Annotated in this window: 24 protein-coding genes and 1 pseudogene; 11 read left to right on the top strand and 14 right to left on the bottom strand. The window is 75.1% G+C overall.

Going from position 1 to position 23,007, the window contains the following annotated elements; genetic code table 11:
* The first annotated feature begins 124 nt into the window (after positions 1 to 124).
* Positions 125 to 1,102: an NEW3 domain-containing protein gene (locus tag PAI11_RS07180; RefSeq protein ID WP_007572432.1), complete on the top strand. Its 978-nt coding sequence runs from the start codon at positions 125 to 127 to the stop codon at positions 1,100 to 1,102.
* A gap of 26 nt (positions 1,103 to 1,128) precedes the next feature.
* Here the strand turns inward: PAI11_RS07180 and PAI11_RS07175 are convergent, their stop codons facing one another.
* Together PAI11_RS07175 and PAI11_RS07170 are read right to left on the bottom strand one after the other, a co-directional pair.
* Positions 1,129 to 2,001: an alpha/beta fold hydrolase gene (locus tag PAI11_RS07175; protein ID WP_007572430.1), complete on the bottom strand. Its 873-nt coding sequence runs from the start codon at positions 1,999 to 2,001 to the stop codon at positions 1,129 to 1,131.
* Positions 1,998 to 3,269, bottom strand: coding sequence for an NAD(P)/FAD-dependent oxidoreductase (locus PAI11_RS07170; RefSeq protein ID WP_040598912.1), 1,272 nt, complete (start codon positions 3,267 to 3,269; stop codon positions 1,998 to 2,000). The genes PAI11_RS07175 and PAI11_RS07170 overlap by 4 nt, the downstream gene beginning before the upstream one ends.
* Before the next feature lie 57 nt (positions 3,270 to 3,326).
* On the opposite strand from PAI11_RS07170, the gene PAI11_RS07165 reads away from it, so the two are divergent.
* Positions 3,327 to 3,881, top strand: a complete 555-nt coding sequence (locus tag PAI11_RS07165) for a PadR family transcriptional regulator (RefSeq protein WP_007572425.1) — start codon at positions 3,327 to 3,329, stop codon at positions 3,879 to 3,881.
* Between the two features lie 12 nt (positions 3,882 to 3,893).
* Here PAI11_RS07165 and PAI11_RS07160 read toward each other — a convergent pair whose 3' ends face one another.
* A complete protein-coding gene (locus tag PAI11_RS07160) occupies positions 3,894 to 4,589 on the bottom strand; it encodes a response regulator transcription factor (protein WP_007572424.1) in 696 nt (231 codons plus the stop codon).
* A 180-nt stretch (positions 4,590 to 4,769) separates the two neighbouring features.
* Between PAI11_RS07160 and PAI11_RS07155 the strand changes: the two genes are divergently transcribed.
* The gene (locus PAI11_RS07155) at positions 4,770 to 5,180 is read left to right on the top strand and encodes a YciI family protein (RefSeq protein WP_040598908.1); all 411 of its coding nucleotides are present in this window, start codon (positions 4,770 to 4,772) and stop codon (positions 5,178 to 5,180) included.
* Between the two features lie 6 nt (positions 5,181 to 5,186).
* The gene (locus PAI11_RS07150; RefSeq protein WP_007572419.1) at positions 5,187 to 6,440 is read left to right on the top strand and encodes an RNA polymerase sigma factor; all 1,254 of its coding nucleotides are present in this window, start codon (positions 5,187 to 5,189) and stop codon (positions 6,438 to 6,440) included.
* Between the two features lie 43 nt (positions 6,441 to 6,483).
* Here the strand turns inward: PAI11_RS07150 and PAI11_RS07145 are convergent, their stop codons facing one another.
* The 4 genes from PAI11_RS07145 to ligD all read right to left on the bottom strand — a co-directional run bounded on the left by PAI11_RS07145 (position 6,484) and on the right by ligD (position 10,554).
* Positions 6,484 to 7,860, bottom strand: coding sequence for a sensor histidine kinase (locus tag PAI11_RS07145; protein WP_007572417.1), 1,377 nt, complete (start codon positions 7,858 to 7,860; stop codon positions 6,484 to 6,486).
* Between the two features lie 53 nt (positions 7,861 to 7,913).
* Positions 7,914 to 8,489, bottom strand: coding sequence for a helix-turn-helix domain-containing protein (locus PAI11_RS07140; RefSeq protein ID WP_007572415.1), 576 nt, complete (start codon positions 8,487 to 8,489; stop codon positions 7,914 to 7,916).
* Positions 8,486 to 9,451 carry an NAD(P)/FAD-dependent oxidoreductase gene (locus tag PAI11_RS07135; RefSeq protein WP_040598928.1) on the bottom strand — a complete coding sequence of 322 codons (966 nt, stop codon included), beginning with the start codon at positions 9,449 to 9,451 and terminating at the stop codon, positions 8,486 to 8,488. The genes PAI11_RS07140 and PAI11_RS07135 overlap by 4 nt, the downstream gene beginning before the upstream one ends.
* Positions 9,452 to 9,561: 110 nt before the next feature.
* Positions 9,562 to 10,554 carry a non-homologous end-joining DNA ligase gene (gene ligD / locus PAI11_RS07130; RefSeq protein WP_007572412.1) on the bottom strand — a complete coding sequence of 331 codons (993 nt, stop codon included), beginning with the start codon at positions 10,552 to 10,554 and terminating at the stop codon, positions 9,562 to 9,564.
* 98 nt (positions 10,555 to 10,652) lie between these two features.
* Here ligD and PAI11_RS07125 point away from each other — a divergent pair, with 98 nt between their 5' ends.
* Positions 10,653 to 11,144, top strand: coding sequence for a group III truncated hemoglobin (locus PAI11_RS07125; protein ID WP_007572411.1), 492 nt, complete (start codon positions 10,653 to 10,655; stop codon positions 11,142 to 11,144).
* A 46-nt stretch (positions 11,145 to 11,190) separates the two neighbouring features.
* Here the strand turns inward: PAI11_RS07125 and PAI11_RS07120 are convergent, their stop codons facing one another.
* Together PAI11_RS07120 and PAI11_RS07115 are read right to left on the bottom strand one after the other, a co-directional pair.
* Positions 11,191 to 11,613, bottom strand: coding sequence for a VOC family protein (locus tag PAI11_RS07120; RefSeq protein WP_007572409.1), 423 nt, complete (start codon positions 11,611 to 11,613; stop codon positions 11,191 to 11,193).
* 39 nt (positions 11,614 to 11,652) lie between these two features.
* Positions 11,653 to 12,138: a helix-turn-helix domain-containing protein gene (locus PAI11_RS07115; RefSeq protein WP_007572408.1), complete on the bottom strand. Its 486-nt coding sequence runs from the start codon at positions 12,136 to 12,138 to the stop codon at positions 11,653 to 11,655.
* Positions 12,139 to 12,272: 134 nt separating this feature from the next.
* Between PAI11_RS07115 and PAI11_RS07110 the strand changes: the two genes are divergently transcribed.
* Positions 12,273 to 13,151, top strand: a complete 879-nt coding sequence (locus tag PAI11_RS07110) for an oxygenase MpaB family protein (protein WP_007572405.1) — start codon at positions 12,273 to 12,275, stop codon at positions 13,149 to 13,151.
* A gap of 65 nt (positions 13,152 to 13,216) precedes the next feature.
* On the opposite strand, the gene PAI11_RS07105 is transcribed toward PAI11_RS07110, so the two are convergent.
* Positions 13,217 to 14,431 (bottom strand): ZIP family metal transporter, encoded by a 1,215-nt coding sequence (locus tag PAI11_RS07105; protein WP_007572403.1) that lies wholly within the window; start codon positions 14,429 to 14,431, stop codon positions 13,217 to 13,219.
* Positions 14,431 to 15,483, bottom strand: coding sequence for a multicopper oxidase domain-containing protein (locus tag PAI11_RS07100; protein ID WP_007572401.1), 1,053 nt, complete (start codon positions 15,481 to 15,483; stop codon positions 14,431 to 14,433). Before PAI11_RS07100 ends, PAI11_RS07105 begins: the two co-directional genes overlap by 1 nt.
* Before the next feature lie 171 nt (positions 15,484 to 15,654).
* Here PAI11_RS07100 and PAI11_RS07095 point away from each other — a divergent pair, with 171 nt between their 5' ends.
* The 3 genes from PAI11_RS07095 to PAI11_RS07085 all read left to right on the top strand — a co-directional run bounded on the left by PAI11_RS07095 (position 15,655) and on the right by PAI11_RS07085 (position 17,441).
* Positions 15,655 to 15,996 (top strand): hypothetical protein, encoded by a 342-nt coding sequence (locus tag PAI11_RS07095; RefSeq protein WP_007572399.1) that lies wholly within the window; start codon positions 15,655 to 15,657, stop codon positions 15,994 to 15,996.
* Positions 15,997 to 16,082: 86 nt separating this feature from the next.
* Positions 16,083 to 16,793 (top strand): DUF305 domain-containing protein, encoded by a 711-nt coding sequence (locus PAI11_RS07090; protein WP_007572398.1) that lies wholly within the window; start codon positions 16,083 to 16,085, stop codon positions 16,791 to 16,793.
* Between the two features lie 255 nt (positions 16,794 to 17,048).
* Positions 17,049 to 17,441 (top strand): nuclear transport factor 2 family protein, encoded by a 393-nt coding sequence (locus tag PAI11_RS07085; RefSeq protein WP_007572397.1) that lies wholly within the window; start codon positions 17,049 to 17,051, stop codon positions 17,439 to 17,441.
* A 28-nt stretch (positions 17,442 to 17,469) separates the two neighbouring features.
* On the opposite strand, the gene PAI11_RS07080 is transcribed toward PAI11_RS07085, so the two are convergent.
* Both PAI11_RS07080 and PAI11_RS07075 read right to left on the bottom strand, forming a co-directional pair.
* Positions 17,470 to 19,020 carry a flavin-containing monooxygenase gene (locus tag PAI11_RS07080; protein ID WP_007572396.1) on the bottom strand — a complete coding sequence of 517 codons (1,551 nt, stop codon included), beginning with the start codon at positions 19,018 to 19,020 and terminating at the stop codon, positions 17,470 to 17,472.
* A gap of 44 nt (positions 19,021 to 19,064) precedes the next feature.
* Positions 19,065 to 19,913: a siderophore-interacting protein gene (locus tag PAI11_RS07075; RefSeq protein WP_007572395.1), complete on the bottom strand. Its 849-nt coding sequence runs from the start codon at positions 19,911 to 19,913 to the stop codon at positions 19,065 to 19,067.
* 128 nt (positions 19,914 to 20,041) lie between these two features.
* On the opposite strand from PAI11_RS07075, the gene PAI11_RS07070 reads away from it, so the two are divergent.
* Both PAI11_RS07070 and ilvB read left to right on the top strand, forming a co-directional pair.
* On the top strand, positions 20,042 to 20,647 hold the full coding sequence (locus tag PAI11_RS07070; RefSeq protein WP_007572393.1) for a GNAT family N-acetyltransferase: 606 nt from the start codon (positions 20,042 to 20,044) through the stop codon (positions 20,645 to 20,647).
* Between the two features lie 395 nt (positions 20,648 to 21,042).
* The gene (ilvB, locus tag PAI11_RS07065) at positions 21,043 to 22,734 is read left to right on the top strand and encodes a biosynthetic-type acetolactate synthase large subunit (protein ID WP_007572389.1); all 1,692 of its coding nucleotides are present in this window, start codon (positions 21,043 to 21,045) and stop codon (positions 22,732 to 22,734) included.
* 109 nt (positions 22,735 to 22,843) lie between these two features.
* On the opposite strand, the pseudogene PAI11_RS28445 reads toward ilvB, so the two are convergent.
* Positions 22,844 to 23,007, bottom strand: a pseudogene (locus PAI11_RS28445) (SGNH/GDSL hydrolase family protein); the annotation flags it as partial.

Genomic DNA, 23,007 nt, shown 5'->3' with positions numbered 1-23,007 from the left:
CCGCGCGAGCGAGCAGCCCCTGCCGTGGCGGGAACCCGCTCGTCACGAGCGATCGATCGTCTACCCTGCCGACACGCCGAGGCCGCCCGGACGCGGCCCGTCCCGTTCCCCCCAGGAGGCGTTCGTGTCCCGCTCAAGCTCCGTCCCTCCCGCTCGCCGGGCGTCCCTGCTGGCGTTCGCGGCGGCCACCGCCGTCGGCCTGGCCACCGCGTCCGCCGCCGACGCGAACTTCCTGGCGACCGCGACCGATCCAGCGGGCGACGCGGCCGATCCAGCTCGCGACATCACCGCCGTCGCGATGTCCTACGACCGTCGTGGCGGCGAGCTGCTCGGGGCGATCCGCTTCCGCGGCGAGCCGGCCGAGGGGACCCGCTCGTTCGTCACCCTCGTTGCCGGCACCCGCACCGCGACCGGCTGCAACGGCTACCCGGCGGCCGGCTTCGGCTCCTACAGCGACGAGTACGGAGCCAGCTGGCTGCGGTTCGACGACGGCGGTGGCACCGCCGCCGCGAAGGGCGACGCGGACAAGCGCGGCGGCGGCACGACGGTCCAGCGGTTCGAGATCGCCGACCGCGGCCAGCTGGCCGGACGCAAGCTCGACTGCGTGACCGCGACCGTCACCGAGGCCGGGAACGCCGCCAACGTCTACGACGCGGTCGGCCCGATCGCGCTCGTCGGGCAGCCGTCGCTGGCGCTGCGGCTGAGCGGGGTGCCGCGCGTCCTCTCCCCCGGCCGCAGCCGCAAGCTGCGGCTGACGATCTCCAACGCCGGCGACGCGCCGACCGGCCGCGTGCGGCTGCGGCTCGGCAGCGCGCGCGGCCTGAAGGCCTCGCCGCGGTCGATCTCGCTGAAGTCGGTCACGGCCGGCGGCACGCGGACCGCAACCGTCCGCGTCTCCCTCAGCGCCCGCGCGCGGACCACGACCACGCTGAAGGTGACGGCGACGGCCGGCGCGCTGCAGGCCCGCCAGCAGGCCGACCTGTTCCTGCGCAAGCCGAGCAGCGGGGGTGGCGGCGGAGGCCGCGGCACCGGCAGCTGCGTCCGCTACCAGGCCGATCTGTCCGGGGAGAGCGGCGGCTCGCTGATCCTCGTTCCCTGCTGATCGGCGCGCGAGCCGACCGCGCCGGCTCAGTCGCCGGCGCGCTCCGGCCTCGGCTCCCCGATCGGCGCCAGCTGCGGCGCCAGGAACGACACCAGCAGCCGCCGGACCGTGTCCGCCGCGTCGGCGTGCGGCCAGTGGCCGCTCGCCGGCAGCACGTGGACGTCGGCCGACGGGAACGGATCACGCTGCCGGACCGCGAACGACGACGGCAGGTAGCGGTCGTGCTCGCCCCAGATCACCAGCGCCGGCAGGTCGCGGGCCGCGAAGGCGCGCACCATCCGCGGGTCGGCCTCGGGCACGTCGGTCGCCCGGTAGAGCTTCAGGACCGCGCGCTTCGTCCGCCGGTCGTAGTGGTCGTACATGCCGTCCACGAACGGCCGCGGCAGGCCCCGCGGCTCGTTGCGGCCGATCGCCGAGCGGAACGCCCGGCGGGTCGTGATCGCCTGGAAGACCTCGCCCACGACCGGCGTCCGCCAGATCCGCGCCAGCGAGTGCCAGCGGTAGCCCGGCAGGAACCCGGTGTCGATCAGCGTCACGCTGGCGAGCGCGTCCAGGTGGGCCGCCGCCCAGGCGAGGCCGAACGGCCCGCCGAAGTCGTGGACGACCAGGTGCACCCGCGAGACGCCGAGCGCTACCAGCGCCTGCTGCAGGAACGCCGCGTAGCCGTCGACCGTGTGGGCGAAGCCCGGCGCCGCCGCGGTGCGACCGAAGTCCGGCATGTCGAGCGCCAGCGCGCGACCGTGCTCGCCGACCGCGGCGACCAGGGCCGTCCAGTCGTCCGCCGACCCCGGGTTGCCGTGGACGAAGACCACTGCCGTGGCGTCGTCGCCCGGTCCCGCCTGGACATAGCGCACGTCGATCGCGCCGGCGCGCACCTGCGCCATCCGCACGCCGGTCACGCCGTCACCTCCAGCGGCCGTGCGCTCCGCCGGGCGCCGAGGGTCCGCCGCGCCTGCGACGCCGCGATCCGGGGCATCGCCGCGGCGACGAAGCGGCGAGGATCGACGTTGCGGGTCCCGAACGCCTCGAACCGCGCCGCCAGCCGCGGGTCGCGGGCGGCGGTCGAGAAGATCTGCCGCTCGGCCGCGTTCATCCGCCGACCGGTCGCGTAGCCCGAGATCAGGTCGTCGTGCGCCAGCAGCGCGTGGCGGAAGCGGCGGCGGTAGCGGCGCAGCCCGACCTCCAGCGGCTCGGCGCCGGCGAGCGCCGGCGCGGTCGCGTCGGCCAGCCACTCGGCCGCCTGGAACGCCCACCCGCAGCCGACCCCGAAGACCGGGTCGGCTGCCAGGGCCGCATCGCCGACCAGGGCGATCCCGGGGCCGGTCGGCCCGCGGCGGACGTTCGGCATCTGCAGCTTGCCGATCACGCTCCCGACGATCCGCGAGTCCGCGACCGGCGGTGGATCGGGCAGGTCGGCGAAGAACGCCCGCAGCGCCCGCGCCGGGTCGCGGCGGAACTCGGGCAGCCGGTCGTGCGTGAGCATGCACGAGTAGAGCGTCAGGCCGCCATCGGTCGGGAAGGCCGCCGCCCACTGCGGGTCCAGGAACCACAGCGAGCCGTTCGGCGCGGCCGCCGGCGGCGTCCCCTCGAAGTACGCGCCATAGACGAAGCGCCCGTGCGGCCGGACCCGCGAGTCGAGGCCCGCCAGCTTGGCAACCGGCGACTGGCGACCGTCCGCTCCGACGACCAGCCGCGCGTGCAGGCGGCGACGACGCCCGCCGCCGTCGCGGGTCTCGACGCCGGCGACGCGGGCCCCATCGAAGAGCAGGCCGTCGACGGTCGCGCCGAGCAGCGTCGTGACCCCCGGGGTCTCCGATGCGATCGCGCGCAGCAGCGGGTCGAGCCGCTCGCGGCGGAGGTTGAGGCTGGCCGGCAGCGTCGACCGGTCCGGCGGCTCGATCCAGCCCCACCGCGTCCAGATCCGGCTGCGGGTGCGGACCGCGCCGGCCCGCTCGATCGGCTCCAACAGCCCGGAGCGCTCGAGCATCGGCACGGCCGACGACTGGATGAAGTGGCCGCAGACCCGCTTGAACGCCTGCGGGTCGGGCCGTCGCTCGACCAGCGCCACGCGGGCGCCGCGCCGTGCCAGCAGCGTCGCCGCGGTGCAGCCGGCGATGCTCGCGCCGACGATCACGACGTCGTGGTCCGATGACATGCTGGTGCTCATCTCGCCTCCAACACAGTACAGTTGGAACAGTTCGAGTCGAACTATACGAGTCGTACCATGACGCGTCAAGACAGCATCCGCCTGAGCGGCACCTCCTACGCGGTGCTCGGCCTCGTCCGCCACCTCGGACGGGCCACCCCATACGACCTCAAGCAGCTCATCGCGGAGTCGCTGGACAACTTCTGGCCGGTCCCCCACACGACCTTCTACGCCGAGCCGACGCGGTTGGCCGCGGCCGGGTACCTGGTCGAGGAGCAGGAGCCCGGTGGTCGTCGCCGCAAGGTCTACGAGCTGACCGACCAGGGCCGGCAGGCCCTCGAGCGCTGGGTCGCGGACCCGGCGTCGGCCGCCCCGGTGCTCCACGACGAGGGGGTCCTCAAGGTCTTCCTGGGCGCCGATCCGAGCGCCGTCTTCGGCGCCCGCCGCGATTGGCACGAGACCAAGATCGGCGAGCTGGAGCGCCATCTCGAGGGGATCCGCTTCGCGCTCGACGGCGACCCGCCGAATCGCGGATCGCTGGAGGGGATCGCCGCGGCGCTGGCGGCGGGGATCGCGTTCCACCGCACCTACCTGACGCTGCTCGACGAGCAGCTGGCCGATCAGGGACCCTGAGTCCGAGGTGCATCAGGCCGACTCGACCGCGACGCCCCCGTCGGGGCGCAGCCGGTAGCCGGCTCCGCGGACCGTCTCGATCGACGTCAGGTCGAACGGCCGATCGACCTTCTCCCGCAGGTAGCGGACGTAGACGTCGACGATGTTGGAGCGGTTCTCGTACTCGTGGCTCCAGGCGTGCTCGAGCAGCGTGTAGCGGTCGAGGACCTCGCCGGGACGGGCCATGAAGGTCTGCAGCAGCGCGAACTCGCGCGCCGAGAGCTGGATCTCGGCGTCGCCGCGCCAGACACGGCGCGAGGCCGGATCCAGCCGCAGTCCGCCGACGGTCGTGATCGTCGGGCGGGCCTGCGGACCGCGCCGCACGAGCGCCCGCAGCCGGGCCGCCAGCTCGACGAACGAGAACGGCTTGGTCAGGTAGTCGTCGGCCCCGGTGTCGAGCCCACGGACGCGATCGTCGACGCTGTCGCGCGCGGTCAGCATCAGGACGGGCGACCAGACGTCGTCGGCCCGTAGGCGGCGGCAGACCTCGAAGCCGTCGTGGCCGGGCAGCATCACGTCGAGCACGATCGCGTCGTAGTCCGTGGCCGCCGCCATCCAGAGCGCGTCCTCCCCCGTCGCCGCGAGATCGACGGCGAGCCCGTCGGCGGTCAGCCCGCGCTTGAGCAGGCCGCTCATCTTGACGTCGTCTTCCACGACCAGGACGCGCATCTCACCGACGATGGTGACGCACGACGAGCGCCGGATGAGAACGATCGCGGCCCCTGGCGGTCCCTCCTGGGCGCCGATCTCGGCGCGCGATCGGTGATTCGATGTCGAGAACCGCCGATCGGCTCCGCTCACCAGGCGAAGGGCCGCGAGAGGCCCGGCCCACGACGTCAGGAGACCACCATGCCGAAGTACCTGCTCCTCAAGCACTACCGCGGCGGCCCGGAGCCGCACCACCCCTTCCCCCCGATGGATCAGTGGGCCCCCGAGGACGTCGAGGCGCACATGGCCTTCCAGCGGCAGGTGATCGAGATGCTCGAGGAGAACGGCGAGTACGTCGGCGCGGAGGCGCTGACGCCGACGCGCACCTGGGTGCGCTACGGGGGCCCGGGCGCCGCGCCGGTCACCACCGACGGCCCGCTGCCCGAGACCAGCGATCTCGTGGCGGGCTGGTTCATGATCGACGTCGACTCGTACGAGCGCGCGCTCGAGATCGCCGCCTACGCGTCCTCCGAGCCCGGCCCGCGCGGCGAGCCCCTGTACGAGTGGATCGACGTCCGCGAGATCATGTCCGGGCCGCCCTCGGACGGCTGACCCGGCGTGGTCGACGAGCCGGCGGGGCGCGGCGACGGCGGACCGGCCGACCGCGCGCCCGATGTCGCCCTGGGCGGGTTCGGGCGCGACCTCATCCCGCGGGTGCTCGCGAGCCTCGTCCGGCGGGGCGAGGACTTCGATGCCGCCGAGGACGCGCTCCAGGAGGCGCTGCTGGAAGCGCTGCGGGTGTGGCCCGAGCACCCGCCGCGCGACCCGCGCGCGTGGCTGGCGGCGGTCGCGACCCGGCGACTCGTCGACGCCCGCCGCAGCGACGCGGCCCGCTACCGACGCGAGGAGGCGATGCACGCCGAGCCGCGGCCGGTCGTCGTCGAGGAGGCCGACGACACCCTCCTCGTGCTCTTCCGCTGCTGCCACCCCGACCTCGCGCCCGCGTCCCAGGTGGCGCTGACCCTGCGCGCCGTCGGCGGCCTCACCACCCGCGAGATCGCCGACGCCTTCTACGTGCCGGAGGCGACGATGGCGCAGCGGATCAGCCGGGCCAAGCGCACCCTGCGAGGTCGCCGCCTGGACCGGCCCGGCGACCTCGCCGTCGTCCTGCGCGTGCTCTACCTCGTCTACACGGCGGGGCACACCGGCCCGCCAACCCGGATCGACCTGGCCGACGAGGCGATCCGCCTGGCGCGCCAGCTGATCCTCGCCACCGACGAGCCCGAGGCGCGCGGGCTGCTCGCGCTGATGCTCCTCAACCACGCCCGCCTTCCGGCGCGCTTCGACGCCGAGGGCCGGATCGTCACGCTCGACCGGCAGGACCGCAGCCGCTGGAACACCGGCCGGATCGCCGAGGGCGTGCGCATCCTCCAATCGGCGCTGGCCGAGCAGCGCGCCGAGCGACCCCCGGGCCGCCACCAGATCGAGGCGGCGATCGCCGCCCTCCACGACGACGCGGCGAGCGCGGCGGAGACCGACTGGCCGCAGATCCTCAGCTGGTACGACGAGCTGGTCGCGCTGACCGCGGACCCGGTGCGCGAGGACCCGGCGGCCGTGCTCGGCCGCGCCGTGGCGGTCGGCCACGTGCTCGGCGCCGCCGCCGGGCTGCGCGAGACCGACCGGCTGCGCCAGGTGATCGGCGACCGGCACCGGTGGCATGCCGTCCGCGGCCACCTGCACGAGCTCGACGGCGACCTCCTCGCCGCCGCCGACGCCTATGCGGACGCCGCCCGCCGAGCCACGGACGTCGCCGAGCGCGACCACCTGGTCCGCCAGGCCGCCCGCGCGCGGGCGACCCACCGGGAGCGGTGACCGGAGCCGGACCGCGAACGGCGCCCGAGCGACGTCCCCGGCCTCAGTCGGGCAGCGTCAGCCAGACGTCGGCCCCGCCGCCGGGCGCGTTGCCGGCGTGGGCCTCGCCGCCGTGCTCGCGGGCGATCGTCCGCACGATCGCGAGCCCCAGGCCGGTGCCGCCGCGAGCACGGGCGTGGTCGGCGCGGGAGAAGCGGTCGAACGCCCGCGCCGCGAAGTCGGGCGGAAAGCCGGGGCCGTCGTCGATCGCGTGGATCTCGGTCGCGTCCGCCGTCCGTCGCGTCTCGATCCGGACGCGGGTCGCGCCGGCCGCGGCCGCGTTGTCGATCAGGTTGCCGAGCGCCCGCGCCAGCCGCAGGCGGTCGCCGACGATCGTCGCGGCGTCCGGCCGCTCGTCGACCGCGATCTCGATCGTGCCCGAGTAGCGCGTCGCCTCGACCAGCTCGGCCACGGTCATCCGCTCCTCGCGCATGTGCGCCGCGTCCTCGCCGCTGCGGGCGAGCACCAGCAGGTCCTCGGCCAGCCGCACGAGCCGGTCGTTCTCCTCGGCGACCGACCGGATCGCCTCGCGCAGCTCCGGCTCGGTCGCCCCGGGACGCATCGCGAGCTCCAGCTCGGCCTTGATCAGGGCCAGCGGCGTGCGCATCTCGTGGCTGGCGTCGTCGACGAACTCGCGCTCGCGCTCGAACCCGTCCTGCAGGCGATCGAGCATCGCGTTGAGGGTCGCCGCCAGCCGCGCCACCTCGTCGCGGGCCGGCGGGGTGGCCAGGCGCGGCTCCAGGTCGTCGACGTGGATCGCGTCCGCCTGCTCGCGCATCCGGTCGATCGGGCGCAGGGCCGCGGACGCCGCGCCGTAGCCGGCCAGCCCCGCCAGCAGCATCACCATCGGCCCACCGACCAGGAGCAGGCCGCCGAGCTGGTGCTGCGCCGTCTCGACCGGATCCACCGACGCGCCGACGACCACGATCAGGGTCCGCCCCGCGACCCGCCGCGGCGCCGCCAGCACGCGATCGGCCGCGTCGGGATCGGCGGCGGTCGGGCGCCCGAGCTCGAACAGGATCGGCCGCGAGCGCGCGGTCCGCAGCTGGGCCGGGCTCAGCAGCGGACGGCCGTGGAGCGTCGGCGACGCGTCGACGATCCTCCCGGTCGGGGTCAGGATCTGGGCCAGCGTCTCGCCGCGCTCGGTCAGCGGGCTGCCGGCGGCGCGCGCGCCGCCGGCCCGCGCGTCCTGGGCGAGGACCGCGATGTCGGCCACGCGGGCCCGCAGGCCGTCGTCGATCCCCGAGCGCAGCGTCGCCCCGAGCCGCAGGTAGAGGAACAACCCCGCGCAGACCAGCAGCAGCGCCATCACGGCCGTGAAGGCGAGCGCGACGCGCAGCCGGATCGGGAGCCGCTCGGCGATCGCGGTGACGCCCCTCACCAGCGCCACCCTACGTGACCGCACCGCGGCCGATCAGGCCGAGGTCGGCCAGCTCAGTCCCGCAGGTGGACGCGCTCTCCGTGGGCGCCGAAGATCGCGATCATCTCGACCGGCTCCTCGATCACCCCGAACCAGTGCGGCAGCCAGGTGCTGAACTCGACCGCCTCGCCCGGCTCGATCGTCAGGTCGTCGTCCCCCAGCAGCAGCCGCATCCGGCCGGTCAGGACGTAGATCCACTCGTGGCCCTCGTGGACCGGCAGCGGGTCGGGCGGGAACCGGCGTCCGGGGTCGATCCGGATCTTGAACGCGTGCAGTCCGCCGGCCGGGCCGTGGCGGGTCAGCGACCAGCGGGTCAGGCCGTCGTGGATGACCGGGCGCCCGCGCACCCGCGGGTCCTCCCGCGCGGGCTCGCGCAGCAGCTCGTCGGCGCTGACGCCGAGCGCCTCGGCCAGCACCGGCAGGTGGTCGAGCGCAAGCCGCCGCTTGCCCGACTCCAGCCGGCTGAGGGTCGAGACGTCGATCGCGGCGCGGTTCGCGACGACCTCGAGCGTCAGCCCGCGCTCGACCCGCAGCTCGCGCAGGCGGCGGCGGACCCGCTCGGCGACCGGCTCGCCCGGCGCGTCGGTCACTCGCGCGCCGCCCCCACCGGCGTCCCGCGGTAGGCGGCGACCGCGTCGCGGGTGTCCTCCTCGACCAGGTCGGCGTTGATCATCGCCCCCGCCCGCGCCCCCTGGTCGGCCGCGCCGACGACCTGCGCCATCAGGTCGCCGACGTTGCCGGCGACCCAGACGCCCGGCACCGTCGTCCGGCCGGTCGCATCGGCCTCGATCCGCTCCCCGATCCCGTGCGCGTCCGGGACCGCCCGCAGCCCGAGGCCGGCCAGCGGCGCCGTCCGCGCGACCAGCCGCGTCAGGACCGCGAGCGCCTTGCGGGGGACCAGCTCGCCGCTGCCCATCCGCACGCCGGAGATCCGGTCGTCGACCGTCTCGATCGCGGCGACCTCGCCGGCGACGACCGCGATCCCCCGTGCCCGGAGCTGCTCGGCCTGCTCGTCGGTCGGCGCCGGCGCGGTGTGCAGGAAGAGCGTCAGATCGGCGCTCCACTGCCGCAGCAGGAGCACCTGGTGGAAGCTCCACTGCCCCGTTCCGAGCACGCCGAGCGGCTCGTCCCGGACCTCCCACCCGTGGCAGTACGGGCAGTGCAGGACATCGCGCCCCCAGCGCTCGCGGAGCCCGTCGACGTCCGGCAGCTCGTCCGCGAGCCCGGTCGCGACCAGCAGCCGGCGGGCGCCGAACCGGCGCCCGTCCTCCAGGTCGACCGCGAAGCCGCCGTCGACGGGCGCGGCCGCCGACACCCGGCCGTCGACGACCTCGACGCCGTAGCCGCGGACCTCGGCGCGTCCGGCCTCGAGCAGGGCGGCCGGCGCGAGCCCGTCGTGCCCGAGGAACCCGTGGACGCCGGCAGCGGGCGCGTTGCGGGGATCGCCGCCGTCGATCACCAGCACCGACCGCCGGGCGCGCCCGAGCATCAGGGCGCCGCTGAGGCCCGCCGCGCCGCCGCCGATCACCACCACGTCGAAGCTCTGCGTCATCTCGCTCATCGCCGTCCACGATGCCCGGCCCGGCATGCCTGCGGCAACGATACTTGCCGATCTGGCAAGCGCCGGGATCCGGCGGCCGGCGTCGCTCCCGCGGCCGGCGCTCAGGCCGGTGCGTCCCCGTCGTCGTCCTGGCCGGGGTCGGCCAGGTGGGCGGGCTCGTCATCACCGTCGCGCTGCGCCCACTCCAGCAGCGGCGCCAGCGAGAAGCTCGTGTCGTCGATCCCGGCGTGCAGGTCGCCGAGCTTCGCGAACCGGGCGGGGACGGTGGCGATCGTCAGCTCGCGCGGCTCGACGTCGTCGATCTCGTCCCACGCGATCGGCGTCGAGACGGTCGCCTCGGGCACGCCGCGGACCGAGTAGGCAGAGGCGATCGTGTGGTCGCGGGCGTTCTGGTTGTAGTCGACGAACAGCTTGGCGGGGTCCCGGTCCTTGCGCCACCAGGTGGTCGTGACGTCGTCCGGGGCTCGCCGCTCGACCTCGCGGGCGAACGCCAGGGCCGCTCGCCGGACGTCGGCGAAGGACCAGTCGGGCGCGATCCGGACGTAGACGTGGAGGCCGTTGCCGCCCGAGGTCTTCGGCCAGCCGACGGCCCCGATCTCCGCCAGCAGCTCCTGCACGACGTGCGCCACCCGGCGCGCGACCGCGAAGTCGCAGTCCGGTCCGGGGTCGAGGTCGATCCGCCACTCGTCGGGCCGCTCCGTGTCGGCGCGCCGCGAGTTCCAGGGATGGAACTCGACCGTCGACATCTGGACCGCCCAGATGACGCTGGCCAGCTCGGTGACGCACAGCTCGTCGGCGTACCGGTCGTAGCGCGGGAAGTGCAGCCGGACCGTCTCCAGCCACGGCGGCGCGCCCTGCGGGACCCGCTTCTGGTGGACCTTCTTGCCGTCCAGGCCCTTCGGGAACCGGTGCAGCATGCAGGGCCGGTCGCGCAGCGCGCGGACGATCCCGTCCCCCACGCTCAGGTAGTACTCGACCAGGTCGAGCTTGGTCGCGCCCAGCTGCGGGAAGTAGACGCGGTCGGGGCTGGAGACGCGGACCGTCCGCTCGCCGACCGCCAGCTCGACCGCCGGGGAGCTGCCTGCGGACGCCATGAAGGCCAACATAGTGGCTGGCCCGCGATCCGGTGCACGGCCGGCGCCACCGCCCCGCCGCCACGGGTGGCGGCGGCCCGTTCGCCATAGTTCGTCGGGTGACCGCGCCCGTCGACCGCCACGACATCGAGGACCGCGCCGACTGCGAGCGGCTGGTCCGCGCGTTCTACGGCCGGGCGCTGCAGGATCCGATCATCGGCTGGATCTTCGTCGACGTCGCCAAGCTCGACCTCGAGGAGCACGTCCCGGTGATCGCGTCGTTCTGGGAGACGATCCTGCTGGGCGCCCAGTCCTACAGCGGCGGGGCCTTCCACCCCCACGCCGCGCTGCACGCCAAGGTCGAGCTGCGAGCCGGGCACTTCGACCGCTGGCTGGCGCTCTGGACGGCGACCGTCGACGAGCTCTTCGTCGGCGAGCGGGCCGAGCAGGCCAAGAGCCACGCCCACCGCGTCGCGCGCGCCTTCCACCGGCGGCTCAACGGCCTGCCGCCGGACTTCCTGTCGATCCGGCCGCGCCCCGCCGATGGTGAGGGCGACGGCCTGACGGTGACCCGGCACGGGCCACCGTCGGTGCTCGACCTGCCGGAGTGAGCCCCTGCGCCACGCCCGCCGGCCCTTGCCGGGCGCGGCCTCCGGCTCAGAGGTCCCCGCGGACCTGGGTCAGGCGGAAGCTGTTGCCGGACGGGTCGCGGAAGCCGCAGTCGATCCCGTAGGGGCGCTCCTCGGGCGCCTCGGTGAACTCGACCCCGCGTGCCTTCAGCTGCTCGTAGCTGGCGCGACAGTCGTCGGTCGTCAGGAAGATCGCGCCGGCGAAGCCCTTCGACATCAGCTCGCGGACGCTCTCGGCGGTCTGGTCGTCCAGGACCGGCTCCCCCGGGATCGCCATCAGCACGATCGACACGCCGTCCTCGCCGGGCGGGCCGACGGTCAGCCAGCGGAAGTCGCCCATCTCCGCCATCGTCACGTCGCTGCGGACCTCCATCCCGAGCTTCTCGGTGTAGAAGGCGAGCGCCTGGTCCTGGTCGTGCACCCACAGCTGGGCGCTGGCGATGTTGATCATCTGGTTCTCCTCGGGTCCTCGGAAGCGGTGCGCGGGACGCTATTCCGCGCCCGTCCCGCTGTCTTCTCGAAACGTGCGCCGTTGCGGGCGCCCGTAGATCCGCCGGATGCAGGCCGGGACCCGTGCCTGGTCGGACGCCGGCGGGAAGGCCGCGCGGTAGGCGGTCGGCGAGGCCCCGAAGGTCCGCGTGAAGCTGGTGGTGAACGAGCCGACGCTGCGCAGGCCGACCGTCAGGCAGATCTCGGCGACCGAGCGATCGGTGCCGCGCAGCAGCGTCGCGGCCCGCTCCAGCCGGCGGGTCAGCAGGTAGGCGTGCGGCGGTTCCCCGAACGCGCGCCGGAACTCGCGGCTGAAGTGCGCCCGCGAGAGCCCGGCCGCCGCCGCCAGGTCGTCGACCGTCAGCGGCTCGCCGTAGCGGGCGTCGACGAGGTCCTTGGCGCGCAGCAGGTGCCGGCCGGGCGGGACGATGGTCAGGGGCCGGCGCCCGCCGGACCGGTTCGGCGCGCGGCCGCTCGCGGTGCTCATGCTCTCCAGACCGTAGCCGCGGGCCGGACTCATCGGTCGCCGCCCGCGGCGGTCTCCGGGCGCGCCGGCGGCGCCGCTGCGTGCCGCTGGTCACAGATCGCCCGCGGCGGTACATCGGGCGCTACATTGTCTCAATGACCCAGACCAGCCAGTCGGTTCGCGACCCCGTGGCCACCGACGCGCCCCCGGCGATCCCCGACGTCGACGTGACGCGGCGGATCGAGGAGACGCTTTCCGGCGCGGTGCTCTCGATGGCGGCGGCGAACGTGATCATGCAGCTCGCGCAGCTCCCGGTCGGCCGCGGCGTCGCTGAGAGCCGGGTCGACAGCGGGCGCCTGGACCTCCACCCGATCAAGCGCGGCCGGACGACGCTGAGCTACCTGGTGATCGCCCTGCTCGGCACCGAGCAGGAGCAGGCGGCGATGCGCAGCGAGGTCAACCGCTCCCACCGCGGCGTCCGCTCGCGGCCGGAGGACCCGGTCGCCTACAACGCCTTCGACCCGGACCTGCAGCTGTGGGTCGCCGCCTGCCTCTACGTCGGGCTCGCCGAGTTCCTCGAGCGCTTCCACGGGCCCGCCGGCGATGCCTTCGACGACGCCTTCTACCAGCACTGCGCGCGGCTCGGAACCACGCTCCAGGTGCCCGCCGAGCGGTGGCCCGCCGACCGCGAGGCGTTCCGCGAGTTCTGGGACGCCGGCGTCCAGCGGATCGAGATGGACGACGTGACCCGTGGCTACCTGCGCGACCTCGCCGGCCTCGGCTTCCTGCCCGCCCCCGTCTCGTGGGTCCTCGGCCCGCTCCACCGCTTCGTGACGGCCGGGTTCCTGCCCCCGCGCTTCCGCGAGGAGCTGGGGCTGCCGTGGAGCGCCCGCCGCGAGCGGGTGTTCGAGGCCGGCGTGCGCGTCGTCGCCGCCGTCAACCGCCTGCTCCCCCGCCCGATCCGCCGCTTCCCCTACAACGTCTACGCCCGCGACGTCCGGCGGCGGATCCGCGAGGGACGCCCGATCGTCTGAGGCCCGCGGACCGGCCGCGGCCGCCGCGCGGGGCGACCGCGGATCGGCGGCCGCCCCGGCCGCGGTCAGACGCTGACCAGCAGCCCGGTCGCGAACATCAGGCCGACGCCGGCGATCAGGCCCGCGACCGCCCCGGGATGGAGGGTCCGCCCCTCGCCGTCGCGCAGCGTCGGCGCCAGCTGCACGATCACCTGGACGATCGCGCCGGCCCCGAACCCGAACAGGAACGCGGCGACGCTGGCGTTGAACGCCGCGGCCCCGATCCAGGCGCCGAGCACCGCCGGAGCGCCGGCGATCGCGCCGAGCGCGGCCAGCCGCCCCAGGCCCGGGCGCAGGTGGGCGACCGGCGCGACGATCGCCAGCCCCTCGGTGGTGTTGTGGAGCGCGAAGCCGACCACCAGGAAGGCGCCGAGCGCCAGCGCGCCCGCCGAGTACGCCGAGCCGATCGCCACCCCCTCGCCGAGGTTGTGGAGGCCGATCCCGATCGCCACCAGCATCGCCAGGCTGCTGCCCGACGCGCCGGCCGCCCTCGCTCGCCGACCACGGGCCTTCAGGTGCTCCGAGACCCCGGTCAGCAGCAGGAACGAGACCAGCGCCCCGATCAGCACCAGCGCCCCGCCGCCGAACGCCTGCGAGCCCTCGCCCGCCAGCTCGAAGCCCTCGAGCGTCGCGTCGATCGCCAGGAACGCCAGCAGCCCGAAGGTCAGCGCCATCAGGCCGCGCATCCAGGCCGCCGGGATCCGCCGCAGCCACGGCAGCCACAGCATCCCGAGCGCGACCGGGATCACGCCGACGTAGATCCCCAGCAGCGCCATCAGGCCGAAGAACGACGTGTCGCTGGCCGGGCTCGCGACCGCGACCGGGATCTCGTGGGCGAAGGTCCCGCCGGTCGAGGTCATCAGCGCGACCTCGTAGGCCTCGCCCTCGACCCACGGCTGCCGGAGCTTCACCGTCGCCAGGCCCAGCCGGCCGATCGGCTGCTCGGCCCCGGAGAACTGGACGAAGGCGTCGTTGACCTGGGCCTGGGCGATCCGGACCTCGTCGGGGCCGTCGTTGCGGACGGTCAGCTCGATCTCGCCCGGCCTCAGGACCGTCCGCTCGACGGCCAGCTCCTCGACGGGCGGCCCGACGCGGTCGCCGAGCCCTGGGCCGTCGAGGGCGAGGAACGCCCCGAGCGCGGCGGCGATCAGCAGCAGCGGCACCAGCCCCAGCACCCAGGCCGGCAGGCCGCCGGTCCGGCCGTGGCCGACCGCCGGCGGGGTCGTCTCCGAGGACTCCATCAGACGACCTCGAAGAAGCCCTGCCAGCCGAGCTCGGTGAACTCGGACTGGTGGGCGTGGAACATGAACCTGCCGGCGTAGGGGAAGCGCCACTCGGCGATCCCGCGCTGGCCCTGGCAGAGCATCACGGTGTCGGTCAACTCGGCCGGCTTGCGGCTCGTTCCCGTCGGGAAGTACTCGAAGAGGTTGCCGTGGAGGTGGAAGCTGTTGATCAGGTCGTACTCCAGGACGTTGACCAGGTACAGCCGCACCAGCTCGCCGCGCTTCACCCGGATCGGCCGGTTCATGTAGGCGAAGGGGATCGAGTTGGCCGCGTAGACCTCGTTCGCGCGGTCGAAGTTGGTGTCGAACCCGTTCATCACCATCACCAGCTCGTCGGCGTCGGGCCGTCCCTCCCGCGGATCGACGATGAAGGTCCCGTAGAGGCCCTTGGCGATGTGCTCGGCCAGCGGCCGGACGTGGCAGTGGTACAGGTGCAGGCCCGCCGGCAGGGCGTCGAACTCGTAGACGGTGCGGCCGCCGGGCGGGATCTCGCCCGCCCCGCTGCCCGCGACCCCGTCCATCTCCGCCGGGTGGATGCCGTGGAAGTGGATCGTGTGCGGGTGCTGGGCGCCGTTGACGAAGCGGATCCGCAGCCGATCGCCCTCGCGGCAGCGCAGCGTCGGCCCCGGGATCCGGTCGTTGTAGCTCCACGACGCGAACGTCACGCCGGGGGCGACCTCGATCTCGCGCTCGCTGGCGATCAGCGTCCACTCGCGCAGGACGCGGCCGTTGGGCAGCCGCCGGGTCGTGCCCCAGTCGAAGTCGCGGACGATCTCGTGCGGGTCGAAGCCGTTGGCCCGGTGGTCGACCGTGCGCCCGTCGCGGAAGTTGGCGTGCCCGCCGTGCGTGCCGCCCCCGCCGCCGTGGCCCCCGTGCCCGCCGGTCGCGGCCGCCGCCGGCTCCGCGTCCCATGGGTGCGCGTGCGGGACCTGGCTGTGGAGCAGGGCGGCGCCGGCCCCGACCACGGGCACCGACCCGACCAGCAGCTTGCGTCTCGTGAGATCGATCACGGCAGGAATTATGGCATGCCAAAGATCTTCTTTGCGATGTCCATAGAACTTGCGGCGTGCAACTTCGTGGCGCCTCCCCGCTCACCGGTCGCCCCGGGGCACGGCGCCGGCGCTGGCACGCGCGAGCTCGGCCTGCGACGGTATGGCGGTGACCTCGAGGTCTCGCCAGCGATGAGCCCGATCCGGATCCGGCAGCTGCTGCGCCGCGGCCGGCGGTCGCTGACGATCGCGCTGGTGGTGCTCGGGCTCGGCGGCGCCGTCGCCGTGCACCACGGGATGCCGCCCGAGCACGGCGGCGATCACGCGGTCATGGTCTGCCTGGCGGTGCTGCAGGCCGCCGTCGTGGTCGCGGCCGCCGCGACCGCGCTCGGCCGCGCGGCGCGCCGACGGCGCTGGCCCTCGTCGCGGTCCTCGCCGGTGGTCGACGTGCGCGCCCACGCCCGTCCGCGGCGGCGCGCCCGGGGACGGCCACCGGACCCGCTCTTCCTGCGGTTCGAAGTGCTTCGACGGTGATCGCGGTGCGCCCCCGCGGCGCACGCTCGGTCGTGCCGATCCGGCGCGACGCACCTCGAAACCCGAACCTCAGGAGAACGACACCGATGCACCTCCCCACCACGCGCCGCCGCGCGCTCGTCGCGCTGGCGCTCGCCGGCAGCCTGCTGGCCAGCGGCTGCGGATCGTCCGACGACGACGCCCGCCGCGGCCACGACGGCCACGGCGGCGGCCCGGCCGCGACCACCGCCGCCGGCGGCCCGAAGGCGTCGGCGACGGCCGTCGACCGCGCCTTCGTGCGGCAGATGGTCCCGCACCACCAGATGGCGGTCGAGATGGCCGGCATGGCCGCCGAGCGCAGCCGCCGCCCGCAGATCAGGAAGGTCGCCGCCGCGATCGTGCGCGCCCAGGACGCCGAGATCGCCGAGCTGCGCCGGATCGCCGGCACGCTCGGCGTCCGTCCGGCGGCGATGATGGGCGGCGGCCACGGCGGCCACGACCCGTCCGCGATGGACATGATGGCCCAGGACGGCGGCGCGCTCGGCCTCTCGGCCGACGCGATGGGCATGTCGATGGAGATGGGGACGCTCGAGCGGGCGACCCCGTTCGACCGTGCCTTCATCGACCTGATGATCCCCCACCACCAGGGGGCGATCCGGATGGCCCGCGCCGAGCTGGCCCGCGGCCGCGACCGGCGGCTGCGGGCGATCGCGCGGGCGATCGTCCGCGGGCAGGCCGCCGAGATCGAGCAGATGAACGCGTGGCGCCGCTCCTGGTACGGCGCCCCGTCGCCGGCCGGCGGCGTGCCGCCGGCCTAGCGCGCGACCCAGCCGGCGCGGATCGTCGTCTCGTCCCGGACGCGCGGGCGAGGCGGCGATCCGGTGCCGTGGGGCCGCCCGACCGCCGTTCGGCGGCGAGCGCCGCGGCGAGATGGCGCGACGTGGAAGCTCCACGCCGACGTCCTCGGCGAACGCCCGGCCGGCCGGCCCCGGTGCTGCGCGCACTGGCCGCGGCAACCGACGGGCGATAGCGTCGCGGCCGACCCTCGAGAACCGACGAGACGAGACCGTTCCATGCATCCCTTCCGCGCCGCCGTCGAATCCGGCGGCTTCACCCAGCTCGGCGACCTGCTCGCCGAGGACGTCGTCTTCCACAGCCCCGTCGCCCACAAGCCCTACGTCGGCCGCGAGCTGGTCGGGGCGATCCTGCTCGGGGTCTCGCGGGTCTTCGAGGACTTCCGCTACGACCGTGAGATCGGCGGCGAGGGCGACGCCGACCACGCGCTCGTCTTCCGCGCCCGGATCGGCGAGCTGGAGCTGGAGGGCTGCGACTTCCTCCACACCGGCGAGGACGGCCTGATCGACCGCTTCACGGTGATGGTCCGCCCGCTGTCGGCGGCGAAGGCCCTGGCCGACGCGATGGCCGTCCAGTTCGCGGCCGCCCAGAGGGAGCTGGGGCTGGCCTGACGGCCGGCCTCGGCCTGCGCAACCAGGCTCAGCCCGCGACCGGCTCGGTCACGGTCGCGGCCGCGACCGGCGCCTCGGCGAACGCGTAGTCCTCGAGCGGGAACGTGCGCGCAGCGTGCCACGCCTCGGCGGCCGTGGTCGGCCGCAGGAACGGCGTGTCGCCGTGACTGTCGAAGTAGTAGCTGTTGGCCGCCGAGCAGGCGCCCTGGCTCCACAGCGAGCGGCCCAGCCGCTCGGTCGCGAACCGCGTCCAGCGGGCCGCCGCGTCGGGCCGCACCTCGACCGTGGCGCCGCCCCGTCGCCGCGACTCCCGCAGCACCCGGACGATGTGCGCCGAGGCCGTCTCGACCAGCTGGTGCCAGGTCCCGCCGGTCCAGCCGTAGGGGCCGAAGATCATGAAGTGGTTCGGGAGCCCCGGAATGCTGATGCTCTCGTAGGACGACGCGCGCTGCTCGGCGTAGAAGGTCGCCAGGTCGAAGCCGTCGCGGCCGCGAACCGGGGTCCGGCGGAAGTTCTCCGGGTCGGTCGCCAGCCGGAAGCCGGTCGCGAGGATCAGCACGTCGACCGGTCGTTCGCAGCCGTCGGCGGTGCGGACGCCGGTCGCGGTGACGCGGTCGATCGGGTCGGTGACCAGGTCGACGTGGTCGCGGGCGAACGTCCGCAGGTAGCGGTTGGAGACCGCCGGCCGCTTGCAGCCGAAGTCGTAGTCCGGCGTCAGCTGCCGCCGGAGCTCGCGGTCGCGGACCTGCAGCGGGTACCAGAGGTGGCGCAGCGCGCCGCGGATCCCGCGCTCGAGCCAGGCGTAGCGGTCGTGGCGGGTGACGAGGTCGATCAGGACCGCCTCGGTGCCGCGGGTCACCGTCCGGCGCACCAGCTCCTGGGTGCCCGGCAGGCGCCGGAAGAGCGCCTCGACCGCCTTCGGGGTCGGGATGTCCGGCTTCGGCGCGACCCAGATCGGGGTTCGCTGGTAGACGTCCAGGTGGGCGACCTGGTCGGCGATCTCGGGGATGATCTGGACGGCGCTGGCGCCGGTCCCGACGATCGCCACCCGCTTGCCGGCCAGCGAGACCGCGTGGTCCCACGACGCCGACCGCAGGATCGGGCCGGCGAAGTCGTCGACGCCCGGGATCGCCGTCGGCTTGGCGTCGACGAACGCGCCGATCGCGCTGATCACATAGCGGGCCGTGACGTCGCGTCCGCCGATCGTCAGCCGCCAGAGCCCGGCGTCCTCGTCCCAGGTCCGGGCCGTGACCTCGCTGTTCAGGCGCACCAGCCGCCGGACGTCGTGGTGGTCGGCGACCTGGTCGACGTAGGCCTTGACCTCGTGGCCCTTGGCGAACACCCGCGACCAGTCGGGCTTCAGCTCGTAGGAGAACTGGTAGGCCTGGGCCGGGATGTCGACCCCGACGCCCGGGTACGTGTTGTCGCGCCAGGTGCCGCCGATGTCGCCGGCGCGCTCGTAGACGGCGAGGTCGTCGAACCCGGCCTCCCGGAGCGCGATCGCCGCACCGATGCCCCCGATGCCGGCCCCGATGATCGCGACCTCGTGGTCGGGCTGGACGGTCTCCGGAACGGCCATTCCCAAAGTCTACGCCACCGTAGCTTTGGGGTCGAGGCCGTGGCTCAGGCGCCGTCGGCCTCGACCTGGCGGTTCCACTCGGCCTTCTCGGCGCGCCACGCCTCGTCGTCCCGGCGGTGCTTCCAGTAGCCGGAGATCGAGTGCCCCTCGCGCGGCAGCCCGCGCTCGATCAGCAGCTCGCGGCGGATCGCGCGGACGGCGCCGGCCTCGCCGTGGAGGAACAGCTGCGGGCGGCCCGCGGGCAGCTCCAGGCTGGCCAGCTCGCGCAGCAGCGCCGCGCCGTGCGGCTCGCCGGCCGCCCGCCGCAGCCAGCGGACGTCGGCCTGCGGCGGCGCGTCCAGCGGCAGCTCGTCGTCGGGGCCCTCGGCCTCGATCAGGACCACCACTGGCACGCCGTCGGGGATCCGCGGCAGCGAGGCGGCGATCGCCGGCACGACGCTCGGGTCGCCGATCAGCAGGTGCCAGTCGGCCGCCGGGTCAGGTGCGTAGCTCCCGCCGGGGCCGAGCAGCTGGATCACGTCGCCCGGCCGGACCGCGCTCGCCCACGGGCCGCCGAAGCCGACGTCGCCGTGGACGACCACGTCGAGCGTCAGCCGCGCCGCCGCCGGATCCCACGCCCGCACGGTGTAGGTGCGCGTCCGCGGCCACTGCTCGCGGGGCAGCGTCGCACGGACCTCCTCGACGTCGGCGTCGGGCCCGTAGGGCGCGCCGGCCGGCGGGAAGAGCAGCTTCACGTAGTGGTCGCTGAACTCCTCGGCGGCGAACCCCTCCAGGCCCTCGCCGCCGAGCACCAGCCGGATCAGGTGCGGCGTCAGCTGCTCCCGCTCCAGCACGGTGGCGCGCCGCGGACGGCGGACGGGTCGGGTCGGGGTCTCGATGGTCGGCTGGGGCACGGTGCGGTCCTCGAATCGGGGACGACCTAGATTAGGGACCCCTCACTCCCAGCCCGGTCGGGACGGGCCTTCCGGACGCGCTCGCGACCGTCGCGCCGCGCCGGCCCCGCCGCGCTACCGTCCCGGCGATGGCCGCCGACTCCCGCTCTCCCGTCGCGCCGGGCCCGCGGCTGGCCGGTCCGGCGGACGTGGCGGTCGTGACGGCGCTCGTCGAGTCCGCCTACCGCGGCGACGCCAGCCGGGCCGGCTGGACGACCGAGGCCGACCTGCTCGACGGTCAGCGGACCGACCGCGACGAGGTCGCCGAGCTGATCGGCGCCGACGGCAGCGCGATCGTCCTGCTCGAGGACGAGCGCGGGCTGCTCGCCTGCTGCAACGTCGAGCACCGCGGCACGGTCGGCTACGTCGGGATGGTCGCGGTCCGCCCCGGCGAGCAGGGGCGCGGGACCGGCCGCCGGCTGCTGGCCGCCGCCGAGCGGCACCTGCGCGAGCGGTGGCGGCTGGATGTCGCCGAGATGACCGTGCTCCGGCAGCGACCGGAGCTGATCGCCTGGTACGAGCGCCGCGGCTACGCCCGCACCGGCGAGCTGCGGCCGTTCCCCTACGGCGACGAGCGGTACGGGATCCCGCGCCGCCCGGACCTGGTGCTGGCGGTGCTGCGCAAGCGTCTGGACGGATCGCCGATCGGCGAGGGTGGCGCCGACGGCGCCGATCGGGCATCATCCGTTTCGTGACTTCGCGTCACTGCACGCCGCTTCCGATTACCGGCGCCCTCGTGGGCGTCGACCTCGGCGTGCTCGTAGCCGGCCTCATGGCCGGCGACCGCTAGGCACCGGAACCCGCGCCCGACGCTCGTCGGCCGACCGCGTTCCTCCCGCCTCATCGTCGTTCGCCTCCACCGAAGGGAGCGCCCCGTGCGCCCGCTCGTCTCCGTACCCGTCCTCACCGCCACCACCATGAAGCCCACCGTCTCCCCCACCTCCTTCGTTCCCGCCACCGGCCTCGGGACGATGCTCGTCGCCCGCCTGACAGGGTCCGGTCGGCGTCCGGCGACCGCCCGCTCAGCCGCCGGTGGCGACGCGCCTCCGGGAGCGACCGGCTCGACCACCGACCCCGAGGGGAGCAGCGCATGCGCGGCGCCGACCGACTGATCGAAGCACTGGAGCGCGAGGGCGTCGAGGTCGTCTTCGGCCTGCCCGGCGGCGCCTCGCTGGCGATCCACGACGCGCTCCACGAATCGCCGATCCGCCACCTCCTCGTCCGCCACGAGGCAGCGGCCGGGCACGCCGCCGAGGGCTACGCCAAGGCCACCGGCCGGGTCGGCGTCGCGCTGGTGACGAGCGGCCCCGGCGCCACCAACCTGGTGACCCCGATCGCCGACGCGATGATGGACTCGGTCCCGACCGTCTTCATCACCGCCCAGGTCCCGACCCACCTGCGCGGCACGGGCGCCTTCCAGGAGTGCGACGTGATCGGCATGACCCAGCCGGTCTCGAAGCACGCGATCGCGGTCGAGACCGCCGACGGGATCGGGCGGGCGATCCACGAGGCGTTCCACCTGGCGCGCACCGGACGGCCCGGACCGGTGGTCGTCGACGTGCCCTCGGACCTGGCCAAGGCGCCCGCGCGCGACGGCGGCGGGCCCGCGAGCGTGTCGCTGCCGGGCTACCGCACCCGCGACACGCCCAACGGCCAGCAGCTGCGGCGCGCCGCCGAGGCGATCGCCGCGGCCCGGCGGCCGCTGCTCTACGCCGGCGGCGGCGTCGTCCACTCGGGCGCGAGCGACGAGCTGACGGCGCTGGCCCGGCGGTTCGACCTGCCGGTCACGACGACCCTGATGGCGCTCGGCGCGTTCCCGGCGTCGGACCGCCGGTGGCTGGGGATGCCGGGCATGTACGGGCGCCCCGCCGCCAACGGCGCGTTCGCCGAGTCCGACCTGATCGTCGCGGTCGGCGCGCGCTTCGACGACCGGGTGACCGGCGAGCTGTCCTCGTTCGCCCCCGCGGCGAAGGTCGTGCACGTCGACGTCGACGCCGCCGAGATCTCCAAGAACGTCGACGCCCACGTGCCCGTCGTCGGCGACGCGCGAGCGGCGCTGACGGGGATCGCCGCGCAGCTCGAGCAGCTGGACCCCGATCCGGAGCGGCTGGCCCCGTGGTGGCGGCGGCTCGACGGCTGGCGGGCCGAGCACGCGCTCGCCGCGCCCCGGCACGGCGACGGGCGGATCGATCCCGAGGCCGTCCTCGAGGCGCTGCAGGGCGCGCTCGACACGGCCGGCGAGGGTCCCCCGGCGATCGTCACGACCGACGTCGGGCAGCACCAGATGTGGGCTGCCACCCGGCTGCGGTTCGAGCGGCCGAGGCAGTGGCTGACCTCGGGCGGCCTCGGCACGATGGGCTTCGGGCTGCCGGCGGCGCTCGGCGCGCAGGTCGCCGTGCCGCGGGCGACGGTCGTCTGCATCAGCGGCGACGGCTCGCTGCTGATGCACCTGCAGGAGCTGGCGACCGCCGCCGCCGAGGAGCTGCCGGTCAAGGTGCTGCTGCTCGACAACGCGTCGCTGGGGATGGTCCGCCAGCAGCAGGACACGCACTACGACGGCCGCCGCGTGGCGTCCGAGCTCGGCCCGCCGCTGGGGTGGGAGCTGCTCGGCCGCGGGTTCGGCGTCGCCACCCGCTCGGTCGTCGATCCGGACGACCTCGACGAGGCGCTGGCCGCGACGCTCGCCGAGCCCGGGCCCGCGCTGCTGCACGTCGCGATCCCGTTCGACGCCGGCTGCGACCCGGCGTTCGCCGCCGGCGCCGCCGCTCCGGTGCTGGCCTGACCGGTCCCGTGGGAGTCGTCTGGCGGACGCCGCCGCCGGACGACTCGGTCGCCGATCCGCGCATGACGCGGCGCGGCGCGCGCGACCCGCGAGCGGCGCGCCGGCGGGATCAGCCTCCCTGCAGGACCGGCAGCATCTCCGGGCGCTTGGCCGAGCGGCCGTCGCCGGACGAGCGACCGGTCACCCGGCGGCCGATCCACGGCGCCAGGAAGGCCCCGGCCCAGCGCGCCTCGGCCAGCGCGCGGGCCGGCAGCGACGCGGGCGCGGCGGGGG

It is taken from the genome of Patulibacter medicamentivorans (genome assembly GCF_000240225.1).
Lineage (GTDB): Bacteria > Actinomycetota > Thermoleophilia > Solirubrobacterales > Solirubrobacteraceae > Patulibacter > Patulibacter medicamentivorans.
This window is presented reverse-complemented; position numbering and strand designations above follow the sequence as displayed.